Origin of the sequence: Burkholderia diffusa (assembly GCF_902499115.1) — a bacterium.
Taxonomy (GTDB): Bacteria; Pseudomonadota; Gammaproteobacteria; order Burkholderiales; family Burkholderiaceae; genus Burkholderia; species Burkholderia diffusa.
In genome coordinates this window covers 293,343-305,526 of record NZ_CABVPN010000001.1, presented here as the reverse complement: position 1 = coordinate 305,526, position 12,184 = coordinate 293,343, and the positions used below count along the sequence as shown (strand labels likewise).

The window sequence follows — 12,184 nt, the reverse complement described above, 5'->3', positions numbered from 1 at the left end:
GAAATCCGGCCCGGGAACTGTCCCCTTGCATACCAATCCGGGTAAATCCCTATCCTGCATCGCTTTGTAAACAAAGGATTTCTGGCAACTAAAACGCTTGCCGGGCAAGGCTTTCGGCGATTTTCGCGTCACTAATACCAGTTCGTTGACTGGTATTATTGTGGTTATATAATGCGTTCACTTTCGACGGCACGAGGTCGTCGTCCGACACCCGGAGGCACATGGAAACCGGCTGGTCCGAACTGGCGCCCGATCCCCTCGACGACACGCCGCTCTATCTGCAGCTCGCCCGCAACCTGGCGAGCGCGATTCACGCCGGCGCGTGGCGGGCCGGCGAGGCGCTGCCGTCGGAGCGGCTGCTGTCGGGGACGGTCGGCGTGTCGCGGATCACGGCCCGCCGTGCGCTCGCGCTGCTGGTCGAGCAGGGGCTGATCAAGCGGGCGCGCGGGGCGGGCAGCTTCATCACGCCGCGCGTTGCCGATCCGCTGTCGCGTCTCGTCGGCTTCACCGCGAAGATGCGGCAGCGCGGTTTCGTGCCCGATTCGGTGTGGCTGTCGCGAACGCTGCGCACCGCGAGCCGCGACGAGATCACGCGTCTCGGCCTCGCGCCGGGCGCGACGGTCGCGCGGCTCGAGCGGCTGCGCCGCGCCGACGGCATCGTGATGGCCGTCGAGCATTCGACGCTGCCGGCCGCGGTGGTGCCGGATCCTCAGGCGCTTGGCGCGTCGCTGTACGAATACCTCGACGCGCGCGGGATGACCGTCGTGCGCGCGCTGCAGCACTTTCGCGCGGCGAACGCGACGCACGAGATCGCGAAGTGGATGTCAGTGAAGCCGGGCTCGGCCCTGCTCGTGATCACGCGCATCGGCTACGGTGCTGACCAGCGCGCGATCGAAGTGTCCGAAACGTATTGCCGCGACGACTATTACGACTTCGTCGCCGAACTGAAACGCTGACGCGCGAGACTGCCCGCGCGCTACGCGCGGCGCAGCGCAACGAAGCACAACGGATTTGCAAATCGCGACGCGGATGTCCGCGTCACCAGATCATCAAGAGAAACGTCATGCTGACTGGCAACATCCTTACCCCCGACGGCTGGATTCTCGGCTCGCTCGACAGCGAGAACGGCCGCATCACCACGCTCGACGGCACGCCCGCCGATCCCGCGAAGAACGATGCGCCGTACATCCTGCCCGGCTTCATCGACCTGCACGTGCACGGCGGCGGCGGCGCCGACGTGATGGAAGGCGGCGACGCGATCGAGACGATCGCACGTACACACGCGCAGTTCGGCACGACGAGCCTGCTCGCGACGACGATGACCGCGCCGCGCGACGAACTGATGCAGGTCGTCGCGAATCTCGGCACGGTCGCGCGCACCCGCACGCCGGGCGGCGCGCGCGTGCTCGGCGTGCATCTCGAAGGGCCGTACATCAACCCCGGCAAGCTCGGCGCGCAGCCGGACGCGGCCGTGTCGGCCGTGCTCGACGAAGTGCTGAAGTATCTGTCGATCGCGCCGATCCGGGTCGTCACGCTCGCGCCGGAAATCGCCGGTCACATCGAGATCATCGGCGAGATGGCCGCGCGCGGCGTGCGCGTGCAGCTCGGCCACTCGCTCGCGACCTACGACGACGCCGTCGCCGCGCTCAAGCACGGCGCATGCGGCTTCACGCACCTGTTCAACGCGATGTCGCCGCTGCATCACCGCAACCCGGGCCTCGTCGGCGCCGCACTCGCGCATGCCGAATACGCGGAAATCATCCCCGATCTGTTGCACGTGCACCCGGGCGCGATTCGTGCGGCGCTGCGCGCGATCCCGCGCCTGTACGTCGTGACCGACAGCACGTCCGCCACCGGCATGCCCGACGGCGAATACCGGCTCGGCAGCCAGCACGTGACGAAGTGCCTCGGCGGCGTGCGGCTGGCCGACGGCACGCTCGCCGGCAGCACGCTGACGATGGACCAGGCGCTGCGCAACCTCGTGTCGCTCGGCCTGCCGATCGCCGACGTGTCGAACCGGATGTCGCGCTATGCGGCCGACTACCTCGGCGTCACCGATCGCGGCCGCCTCGAGCGAGGCGCATGGGCCGACCTCGTGGTGTTCGATCGCGACCTGAACCTCACCGCGACCTACGTCGAAGGAGAATCGATTGTCGAATATGCTTAAGGAAGCGCGCGAGTCCGCCCAGGTCGTCGCCGCGCAACTCGCCGACACCACGCGCGTCGAAGCGCTCGCGGGCCAACTCCTCGATCACCCGCCGGCCGTCGCGCTGACGGTCGCGCGCGGCAGCTCGGATCACGCCGCCAGCTATTTCGCGAGCCTGACGATGAGCCGCCTCGGCGTGCCCGTCGCGTCGCTGCCGATGTCGGTCGCGACGCTGCAGCAGGCGCCGCTGAAGGTGCAGGACCAACTCGCGATCGCATTTTCCCAGTCGGGCAAGAGCCCCGACCTCGTCAACACCATGGCCGCGCTGCGCGAAGCCGGCGCGCGCACCGTCGCCGCCGTCAACGTCCTGCCGTCGCCGCTCGCCGATGCATGCGAGCACCAGCTGCCGCTGCTTGCCGGCCCCGAACTGTCGGTCGCCGCGACCAAGAGTTACATCGCGATGCTGTCGCTGTCCGCGCAGATCGTCGCGTACTGGCAGCGCGACGCCGCGCTGATGACGGCATTGCGCGGCCTGCCCGACGTGCTCGCGCAGGCCGGCCGGCTCGACTGGTCGCCGGCCGTTGCCGCGCTCGCGGGCATTGAGCGGATGATCGTGATCGGCCGCGGCCTCGGTCTTGCGATCGCTCAGGAAGCCGCGCTGAAACTGAAGGAAACCTCCGGCATCCAGGCCGAGGCATTCTCGAGTGCCGAAGTCCGTCACGGCCCGATGGAGCTGATCGACCGCGACTATCCGCTGCTCGTGTTCGCGCCGCCGGGCCCGGAGCAGGCCGGGCTGCTGCAGCTCGCGCAGGACATGCGCGCACGTGGCGCGGCCGTGCTGCTCGCGGCGCCCGCCGGCACGCCCGGCGCGACCTTGCCGCTCGCGCAGTCCGCCCATTCGGCGCTCGACCCGATCGCCGCCATTCTTTCGTTCTACGTGATGGCGGCGGATCTCGCCGTCGCGCGCGGCCGCAATCCCGACACGCCGCGCCACCTGAACAAAGTCACCGAAACGCACTGATAGCCGAGACAGCCGATGAGACGCGCCGAGGAGTCCCAGTTGAAGAGTTCCACCCATGATCAGATCGTCCTGCTTGCCCCGCTGACCGGGCCGATCGTCGCGCTGGCCGATGTGCCCGATCCGGTGTTCTCCGGCGGGATGTTCGGCGACGGCATCGGCATCGATCCGCTCGCGGGCCGGCTCGTCGCGCCGTGCGCCGGTATCGTGTCGCATCTCGCGCGCACCGGCCATGCGGTGACGATCACGACGCCGCAAGGCGCGGAAGTGCTGCTGCACATCGGCATCGACACCGTCGAGCTGAACGGACAGGGCTTCACCGCGCGCGTCGAAGCCGGCGCGCGTGTCGCGGCGGGCGACCTGCTGATCGAGTTCGACCAGGACGTGGTTGCACGCAGCGCGCATTCGCTGGTCTCCGTGATCGCCATCGCGAACTCCGACGCGTTCGACGTCGTCGAGCGCGCGAGCGGTATCGCGACGGCCGGCGAGACGCCGCTGCTGACGCTGCGCGGCAAGGGCGAGGCCGCCGCGCAGGCGGCGCAGGCCGGCGCGGCGGCGATGAACGAAGTGCGCCGCAAGGTCGTGCTGACGCAGCCCGGTGGCCTGCATGCGCGTCCGGCCGCGCGGGCGCGCGAAGCCGCGCGCGGGCTCGACGCACATGTCGAAGTGCATTTCGACGGTCGCAAGGCGCCGATCGCAAGCGTGGTCGGCCTGCTCGGCCTCGGCGCCGGCGAGGGCGCGACGATCGAGCTGGTCGGCCGCGGTGCGCACGCGCAGCAAGCCGTCGAAGCGGTCGAGCACGAGTTGCTGCGCGAAGCGCACGGCGAGGTCGAGGAAACGCCGGCGCGGCTCAAGTCGCCCGCACCGCAGCCGATCGTGCGCAACACCGGCGCAACACTCGATCCGAACACGCTCGCGGGCGTGTGCGCGGCGCCCGGCATTGCGGTCGGCACGCTGGTGCGTCTCGACGATGCGGATATCGTGCCGCCCGAGCAGGCGACCGGCACGCCCGCGTCGGAAAGCCGCCGGCTCGACCAGGCGCTGATGGCGGTCGACGCCGAACTCGACGAAACGGTGCGCAGCGCCTCGGCGCGCGGCGCGGTCGGCGAGGCGGGGATCTTCGCGGTGCATCGCGTGCTGCTCGAGGACCCGACGCTGGTCGACGCGGCGCGCGACCTGATCAGCCTCGGCAAGAGCGCGGGCTTCGCGTGGCGCGCGACGATCCGCACGCAGATCGACACGCTGTCGAAGCTCGACGACGCACTGCTCGCCGAGCGTGCGGCGGACCTGCGCGATATCGAGAAGCGCGTGCTGCGCGCGCTCGGCCACACGAGCGGCGCGACGCGCACGCTGCCCGACGAGGCCGTGCTCGCGGCCGAGGAATTCACGCCGTCGGACCTGTCGTCGCTCGATCGCCAGCGTGTGACCGCGCTCGTGATGGCACGCGGCGGCGCGACGTCGCATGCGGCGATCATCGCGCGCCAGCTCGGCATTCCGGCGCTCGTCGCGGTCGGCGACGCGCTGTACGCGATTCCGGACGGCACGCAGGTCGTCGTCGATGCGAGCGCGGGCCGTCTCGAACACGCGCCGACCGCGCTCGACGTCGAACGCGCGCGCCACGAACGCCAGCGCCTGGACGGCGTGCGCGAAGCGAACCGGCAACTGGCCGGCGCCGCCGCCGCGACCGTCGACGGCCGCGCCATCGAGATCGCCGCGAACATCGCGACGCTCGACGACGCGAACACCGCGGTGGACAACGGCGCGGATGCGGTCGGCCTGTTGCGCACCGAACTGATGTTCATCCATCGCCAGGCCGCGCCGAGCGTCGTCGAGCACCAGCACAGCTACCAATCGATCGTCGACGCGCTGCAGGGCCGCACCGCGATCATCCGCACGCTCGACGTCGGCGCCGACAAGGAAGTCGACTACCTGACGCTGCCGCCCGAACCGAACCCGGCGCTCGGCCTGCGCGGCATTCGCCTCGCGCAGGTGCGCCCCGATCTGCTCGACGATCAGCTGCAGGGCCTGCTCGCGGTGAAGCCGTTCGGCGCGGTGCGGATCCTGCTGCCGATGGTGACGGATGCGGGCGAGCTCGTGCGGCTGCGCAAGCGTATCGACGAATTCGCGCGTGCGCAGGGCCGTACCGAGCCGATCGAAGTCGGCGTGATGATCGAGGTGCCGTCGGCGGCGCTGCTCGCCGACCAGCTCGCGCAGCATGCGGATTTCCTGTCGATCGGCACCAACGACCTGACGCAGTACACGCTCGCGATGGACCGCTGCCAGGCCGATCTGGCCGCGCAGTCCGACGGCCTGCATCCGGCCGTGCTGCGCCTGATCGACATCGCGGTGCGCGGCGCGGCGAAGCACGGCAAGTGGGTCGGCGTGTGCGGCGCGCTCGGCGGCGATCCGCTCGCGGTACCGATCCTCGTCGGCCTCGGCGTGACCGAACTGTCGGTCGACCCGGTGTCGGTGCCGGGCATCAAGGCGCGTGTGCGCCGTCTCGATTACCAGTTGTGTCGCCAGCGTGCGCAGGATCTGCTCGCACTCGACTCGGCACAGGCGGTAAGGGCAGCAAGCCGCGAGGTCTGGCCGCTCGACTGAACGTCGACGGCGGGCGCGCGAGCGTTTCACGACGCAAGCAATTAGGTCAACGACGATTAATGACGAGACAAGGATTGGAGGACTGAATGGACGGGAATCCGTTTCTGAAGATACAGGGCCTGGGCCGGGCGCTGATGCTGCCGATCGCGGTGTTGCCGGTCGCCGGCATCCTGCTGCGGCTCGGACAGCCGGACGTGTTCAACATCAAGATGATCGCCGACGCCGGCGGCGCGATCTTCGACAACCTGCCGCTGCTGTTCGCAATCGGCGTGGCGGTCGGTTTCGCGAAGGACAACAACGGCGTGGCGGCACTCGCGGGTGCGATCGGTTACCTGATCGAAACCGCGATCATGAAGGATATCGATCCCAAGCTGAACATGGGCGTGCTGTCCGGGATCATCGCGGGCGTGGTCGCGGGCTTGCTGTACAACCGCTACAAGGACATCAAGCTGCCCGACTACCTCGCGTTCTTCGGCGGGAAACGGTTCGTGCCGATCATCACGGGGCTGGTCTGCGTGGTACTCGGCATCGTGTTCGGGTATGTGTGGCAGCCGGTCCAGCATGCGATCGACGCGGCCGGCCAGTGGCTGACGACGGCGGGCGCGATCGGTGCGTTCGTGTTCGGCTTCCTGAACCGCCTGCTGCTCGTCACGGGCCTGCACCACATCATCAATTCGCTCGCGTGGTTCGTGTTCGGCAACTTCACGCCGCCGGCCGGCGGCGAGCTCGTGCACGGCGACCTGCACCGCTTCTTCGCGGGCGATCCGACCGCGGGCACCTTCATGGCCGGCTTCTTCCCGATCATGATGTTCGGCCTGCCGGCCGCGTGTCTCGCGATGCTGCACGAAGCACCGAAGGAGCGCCGTGCGATGGTCGGCGGCCTGCTGTTCTCGATGGCGCTCACGTCGTTCCTGACCGGTGTGACCGAGCCGATCGAATTCAGCTTCATGTTCCTCGCGCCGGTGCTGTACGTGATCCACGCGGTGCTCACGGGGCTGTCGCTCGCGATCTGCCAGATCCTCGGCGTGAAGCTCGGCTTCACGTTCTCGGCCGGCGCGATCGACTACGTGCTGAACTATGGGCTGTCGACGAAGGGCTGGATCGCGGTGCCGCTCGGTATCGCATACGGCGTCGCGTATTACGGACTGTTCCGCTTCTTCATCCGCAAGTTCAACATGGCGACGCCGGGCCGCGAGCCGGCCTCGACCGACGCTGCGGCCGAGTCGTACGCATCGGGCGGCTTCGTCGCGCCGGCAGCTGGCGCGGCGGCGGCACCGCGTGCGCAGCGCTACATCGCCGCGCTCGGCGGCGCCGGCAACCTGACGGTCGTCGACGCATGCACGACGCGCCTGCGCCTGACCGTCGTCGATCCGGAGAAGGTGTCGGAGCCGGAACTGAAGTCGATCGGCGCGCGCGGCGTGCTCAAGCGCGGCGGCAACAGCGTGCAGGTGATCATCGGGCCCGAGGCCGACATCATTGCCGACGAGATGCGCTCGGCGATCAGCAGCGGCGCGACCATCGCGGCGGCGACGGCTACGGCCCCTGCAGCTCAGCCGGTCACGGGTGCGGCGGCCGGTCCGCTCGATCCCGATCCGCTGCGCTGGCTCGCGGTGTTCGGCGGTGCGACCAACGTCGCTTCGCTCGACGCGATCGCGACCACGCGCCTGCGCGTCGTCGTGCGTGACGCATCGGCGGTCGATCGCGCTCGACTCGGCGCGCTCGATGTCGCATGGGTGTCGCCGGACACGTTCCACATCGTCTGCGGCAACGCGGCGGCACGCTACGCGGAACAGCTCGGCGCGCGCCTGACGTCGACGGGCGGCGGGGCGGCCCCGCAACCGGCCTGATCCGGCATGATGCGATGAGGCAGGCCCGGTCCGCGTGGCGGGTTCGGGCCGCCGGTCGGTAAAACGAGAACGGCTTGCGATACGTCGCAAGCCGTTTTTTCTTGGCGGGGCGTGTGCGCGATGCATTCGTCCGCACCGCGCACCGTTTGCGTGGATCAGCAACCGCTCAGTTGCTCAACCGCTTCACCGTTCACGGATTCGTCAGCGTGAAGGTCGGCTTCCGGTAGCCGATGCCGGCCCGGTCGAGCTTCGGCAATTCGCGCTGCGTGAGCAGCGTCGCGAAGCCGGCCCAGTCGCGCTGCAGCGCGGCCAGGTCGACGTGATGCGTGTCGCCGCGCTTGAAGCGCACGCCGGCCGCATACGGCAGCTCCCAGTCGGCCCGGTGCCACGCGCGCTCGGCGAGCGCGAGCAGCCGCGGATAGGCCATGTATTCGAGGAAGGTGTCGTTGCGCATCACCTCGCCCCACGCCTGCCCCTGCATGCCTTCGATGCGCGGCGCGGGGCCCGAGCCCGTCACCTCGAACGCGTTGCCGTCACGATCGCCCATCACTTCGGCGTTCTGCGGCAGGTTCTCGGGCGCGAACGAGAACACCTTGTACTCGTCCGTCGCGTGCGAGCCCCAGTAGTAGCCGCGCTCGCGCGGGTTGAGCGTGTACGGGAAGTCGAAGTACAGGTAGTCGGGCAGCGCGAGCACCGTCAGGTAGCCCTTGCCGCTCAGATCGCGCGCGCTGTCCGATGCGCCCCAGAAGATCGTGTCCCACAGCGACACCATCACGTATCGCGTGCTGAAGTCCTGCGGCCCGTTCGCATGCTTGATGCCGTCCTGCCACGCGGCCATCGTGTCGATTCCGTTCGCGTCGACCGCCGCGCTCACCTGTTTCGCGAAACGCGTCGGCAACTCGTCGATCGACTTGATCTCGCCGCGCTGGAGCAGCGCCGTGCACGCGGGCGAACGCGCCCACGGTTTGTCCTGCGCGGCGACATCGATGCGCCCCTTGTTCGGGTCGGTGCCGTTCAGCGGCTGGAAGCCCGCGCCGAGGAAAATGTTCTTCGCCTCGTCGCCGCCGTAGTGCCAGGTGTGCAGCGGCGCCTGCGCGTCCGCATGCATCGCCGCGATCTCGCGGATCACCTTCGATGCGAAATTGAGCGCGCCCGGCACGCACGGGTTCAGGTCGCTGCGCCGGTCGTAGAACTGCACCGTCGTCAGGTTCGTCGTGTCCTGCGGATCGAGCAGCCGGTACGCATTCGCTTCCTGCTCGCGGCCGGCCGCATGCAGCCGGCGGTAGCGCGCCTCCATCGTCACGACGGCCGCACGCGCATGCGCGGGCATGTCGATCTCGGGGATGATCGTGACGAAGCGGGCAGCTGCGTAGCGCACGAGCGCCACGTAGTCGTCGCGCGTCAGGTAGCCGCCGCCCGAGCGGTTGTCGGGGCCCGAGCCGAGTTGCGGCAGCAGGCAGCGTGTCTCGCTCGGGTCGTGACAGCGGCGTGAGCCGATTTCGGTCAGCTCCGGCAGGCCGGGAATCTCGATACGCCAACCCTCGTCGTCGGACAGATGCAGGTGCAGGCGGTTGAGCTTGTACGCGCTCATCTGGTCGATCAGGCGGCGCAGCGTCGCCGGGTGCTTGAAGTTGCGCGCCAGGTCGACGTGCATCCCGCGATGCGTGAAGCGCGGCGCATCCTCGACGAGCATCGCCGGGATCGGGCCGCCGCCGGCGGGCGCGAGCGAGTAGAGCGTCTGCACGCCGTAGTAGAGGCCCGCGCGATCGTAGCCTTCGATCAGCACGCCGCGCGGCCCGATCGCGAGCCGGTACCCGCCCGGCACCGCAATGTCGGCCGGCAGCCGGCGCGGTGCGACGGCACCGCGGACCGGCACGCGCGCGCCGTCGAGCCCGAGTGTCGTCGCACGTTCGCGCAGCGCCGCGACCTGCACGTCCGGCAGGTCCGGCAGCGCGAGCTCGATGCCGCGCAGGTCGAGCGTGCCGGGCAGCCGCTGTTCGCGCTTCACGCTCGGCAGCGCGCGGCTCGCGTCGGGGCGTGCCGCCACGGGCGGCGCGTTGCCGGTCGAATTATTTTGCGCGTCGGCCGGCAGCGATTCGACATAGCGGAGCTCGTCGTCGGTGTCGTTGTAGCGGAGCACGGCGGGCGGTGCGCCGTCGACGACGACGTACGGGCGCGGAATCACGTCGCTGTAGCGCAGCAGCCAGTATTCGGCGACGAACGGCAGTTCGATGCGTTCGCCGGGCGCAAGCCGCACCGAGCCCGGCTGCGGCGTCAGCTCGTACAGGTCGCCGGTGAGCCGCCGCAACGCGAAGCCCGGACGATCGATTCGCAGCAGGCGTCGGATGCTGTGCAGGTACAGCTTCCAGCCGCCGTCGGCGATCGTCTGGTGGCCGCGGTTCTGCAGGATCAGGCGGCCGGTCGCGCAGGCCGCGCCGTCGGCGCCGAGATCGGCGCACGGCACGCCGGCCGCGGCCGCGTGGTTGTTGTCGACGGCGACGCGCAGCGCGAGGTCGTTCGACAGAAGCGTCGCGAGACTGGCCGCTTGCGCGGCCGGTTGTGCGATGCCGGCAGTCGCGACGGCGACGGCGGCGGTCGGTGTCGGCTGCGCGCCGATCGCGGCAGGCGGCAGCGCTGCGATGAACAGGCCGGCAACGAAGGATGGCAAGGTGTGCTTCATTCGAACTCCTGAGAAAAAAGTAGGCGTAGCGGCGTCGTGGGACGACGTCGCTGCGATCGGGGTCTTTCAATGGAGCTGCGGGAGATACCCGCGCACGGGGCGATGCGGCTGCACCGCGCGCATTCGGCACGCAGGGGCGTGCGTTACGGAACGGGAGGCGGGCACGCGTGCCGATCGGATCGGCGGGGCGGCATAAGGGTGCTCATCGGCGGCGCACGGTAAACGCCGCGGCAACGATGCGGCCGCAGCAGGCCGCGTTCGACCGGCCGCGCATGATCGCAACGGCAGACGCTGCCGCATACGCATGGCAACTCGGCACGCAGGCGCGCGCCAGACACGGGATTCGCATGTCTCCCCCACCCGATGGATTCGGCCTGTCGGCGGCCGTGTTCAAAGATCTTATGAAACCTTTGATTGGTATTCAAGTGGTATCAATCTGGCGCTAAATTGGCATCGAAGAATCGCGGGTGCGCCGATGGTACGGACGAAAAAAAACCTCGCGTGACGCGAGGTTCGTTCCGGACGGGAGGGGCGGTGCGCCTCCCGCGCGCGATCAGTCGCGACGCGCGCGCACCGGCGCTTCCTGCGGCTTCTGCCGCACTTCGAGCCACATCGCGTTGACGATGCCGAACGACAGCGCGACGCCGATACCGAGAATCCAGCTGAAATACCACATGATCCGACTCCTTGCGAAACGGTGGGCGAGGGCGCGCAGGCGCCCCGGCCGGGTTCAATACATCGAGTGCTTGTTCTCTTCGAGCGACTGATGCGTGACCTTGCCGCGCATCACGCGGTACACCCAGCTCGTGTAAAGCAGGATGATCGGCAGGAACACGATCACCGCGAACAGCATCACCTGCAGCGTCTTGTGGCTCGACGTCGAATCCCACACGGTCAGGCTGCTGCGCGGGTCGAGCGACGACGGCATGATGAACGGGAACATCGAGAAGCCTGCGGTCAGGATCACGCCGGCGATCATCAGGCCGGTGCAGAAGAACGCCGTCTTTTCCTGCTTCGAGCCGGCGAGCAGCAGCGCGAGCAGGCCGCCCGCGATCCCGACCACGGGTGCCGCGATCATCCACGGATACTCGCCGTAATTCGCGAGCCACAGGCCCGAGCCGGCGGCGACGTCCTTGAGCAGCGGGTTCGCGACCGTGTCGGTCGGCGCGGCGTGCGTGATGTGGAAGCCGCCGATGGTCGACGCGATCAGCACGCCGGCCAGCACGAACAGCACGACCGCGAGGAGCGCCGACACGCGCAGCGCGACCGATGCGCGGCGTGCAATCACGCCGTCGGTCTTCATCTTGATGAACGCGGCGCCGTGCGCGACCAGCATCGTGAGGCTGACGAGCCCGCAGAGCAGAGCGAACGGGTTCAGCAACGCCCAGAAGCCGCCGTAGTAGGTTACGCGCAGGTCGCTGTCGAACTTGAACGGCACGCCCTGCAGGAGGTTGCCGAACGCGACGCCGAACACCAGCGCCGGCACGAAGCCGCCGACGAACAGGCCCCAGTCCCAGCCCGCGCGCCAGCGCGGGTCGGGCCGCTTGCTGCGATAGTCGAAGCCGACCGGCCGGAAGAACAGCGCGAACAGCACGAGCAGCATTGCGAAGTAGAAGCCGGAGAACGACGCGGCATAGACGAGCGGCCAGGCGGCGAACATCGCGCCGCCGGCCGTGATCAGCCACACCTGGTTGCCTTCCCACGTCGCGCCGACCGTGTTGACGATGATGCGGCGCTCCTCGTCGGTCTTGCCGAGGAACGGCAGCAGCGCGGTCGCGCCCATGTCGAAGCCGTCGGTGACGGCGAAGCCGATCAGCAGCACGCCGACGAGCAGCCACCAGATCAGCTTGAGAGTTGCATAGTCCATAGCGATTCCTTGTTCCGTTTCAGGT

At 68.9% G+C, this 12,184-nt stretch carries 8 protein-coding genes; 5 read left to right on the top strand and 3 right to left on the bottom strand.

Going from position 1 to position 12,184, the window contains the following annotated elements:
• The first annotated feature begins 221 nt into the window (after positions 1 to 221).
• The 5 genes from BTE28158_RS01445 (at position 222) to nagE (ending at position 7,612) form a co-directional block, all read left to right on the top strand.
• Positions 222 to 956 (top strand): GntR family transcriptional regulator, encoded by a 735-nt coding sequence (locus BTE28158_RS01445; RefSeq protein ID WP_059599884.1) that lies wholly within the window; start codon positions 222 to 224, stop codon positions 954 to 956.
• A 107-nt stretch (positions 957 to 1,063) separates the two neighbouring features.
• Positions 1,064 to 2,167 (top strand): N-acetylglucosamine-6-phosphate deacetylase, encoded by a 1,104-nt coding sequence (gene nagA / locus BTE28158_RS01440; protein WP_059819816.1) that lies wholly within the window; start codon positions 1,064 to 1,066, stop codon positions 2,165 to 2,167.
• Positions 2,160 to 3,167 (top strand): SIS domain-containing protein, encoded by a 1,008-nt coding sequence (locus tag BTE28158_RS01435; protein WP_059599886.1) that lies wholly within the window; start codon positions 2,160 to 2,162, stop codon positions 3,165 to 3,167. Before nagA ends, BTE28158_RS01435 begins: the two co-directional genes overlap by 8 nt.
• Positions 3,168 to 3,182: 15 nt before the next feature.
• Entirely contained in the window at positions 3,183 to 5,765 is a 2,583-nt protein-coding gene (ptsP, locus tag BTE28158_RS01430; protein ID WP_174919624.1) for a phosphoenolpyruvate--protein phosphotransferase, read from the top strand.
• Positions 5,766 to 5,851: 86 nt separating this feature from the next.
• A complete protein-coding gene (gene nagE / locus BTE28158_RS01425) occupies positions 5,852 to 7,612 on the top strand; it encodes an N-acetylglucosamine-specific PTS transporter subunit IIBC (RefSeq protein ID WP_151052282.1) in 1,761 nt (586 codons plus the stop codon).
• 190 nt (positions 7,613 to 7,802) lie between these two features.
• On the opposite strand, the gene BTE28158_RS01420 is transcribed toward nagE, so the two are convergent.
• From BTE28158_RS01420 to cydB, 3 genes are all read right to left on the bottom strand, one after another.
• A complete protein-coding gene (locus BTE28158_RS01420; RefSeq protein WP_174919622.1) occupies positions 7,803 to 10,292 on the bottom strand; it encodes a beta-N-acetylhexosaminidase in 2,490 nt (829 codons plus the stop codon).
• A 553-nt stretch (positions 10,293 to 10,845) separates the two neighbouring features.
• On the bottom strand, positions 10,846 to 10,968 hold the full coding sequence (cydX, locus tag BTE28158_RS01415; protein WP_059598852.1) for a cytochrome bd-I oxidase subunit CydX: 123 nt from the start codon (positions 10,966 to 10,968) through the stop codon (positions 10,846 to 10,848).
• Positions 10,969 to 11,022: 54 nt separating this feature from the next.
• Positions 11,023 to 12,159: a cytochrome d ubiquinol oxidase subunit II gene (gene cydB / locus BTE28158_RS01410; protein WP_151048313.1), complete on the bottom strand. Its 1,137-nt coding sequence runs from the start codon at positions 12,157 to 12,159 to the stop codon at positions 11,023 to 11,025.
• Positions 12,160 to 12,184 lie beyond the last annotated feature (25 nt).

Excerpts from the sequence above, each read along its gene's own strand:
- BTE28158_RS01420 (WP_174919622.1), bottom strand. The coding sequence starts at position 10,292 with ATGAAGCACACCTTGCCATCCTTCGTTGCCGGCCTGTTCATCGCAGCG.
- ptsP (WP_174919624.1), top strand. The coding sequence starts at position 3,183 with ATGAGACGCGCCGAGGAGTCCCAGTTGAAGAGTTCCACCCATGATCAG.
- nagA (WP_059819816.1), top strand. The coding sequence starts at position 1,064 with ATGCTGACTGGCAACATCCTTACCCCCGACGGCTGGATTCTCGGCTCG.
- cydX (WP_059598852.1), bottom strand. The coding sequence starts at position 10,968 with ATGTGGTATTTCAGCTGGATTCTCGGTATCGGCGTCGCGCTGTCGTTC.
- nagE (WP_151052282.1), top strand. The coding sequence starts at position 5,852 with ATGGACGGGAATCCGTTTCTGAAGATACAGGGCCTGGGCCGGGCGCTG.
- BTE28158_RS01445 (WP_059599884.1), top strand. The coding sequence starts at position 222 with ATGGAAACCGGCTGGTCCGAACTGGCGCCCGATCCCCTCGACGACACG.
- BTE28158_RS01435 (WP_059599886.1), top strand. The coding sequence starts at position 2,160 with ATGCTTAAGGAAGCGCGCGAGTCCGCCCAGGTCGTCGCCGCGCAACTC.
- cydB (WP_151048313.1), bottom strand. The coding sequence starts at position 12,159 with ATGGACTATGCAACTCTCAAGCTGATCTGGTGGCTGCTCGTCGGCGTG.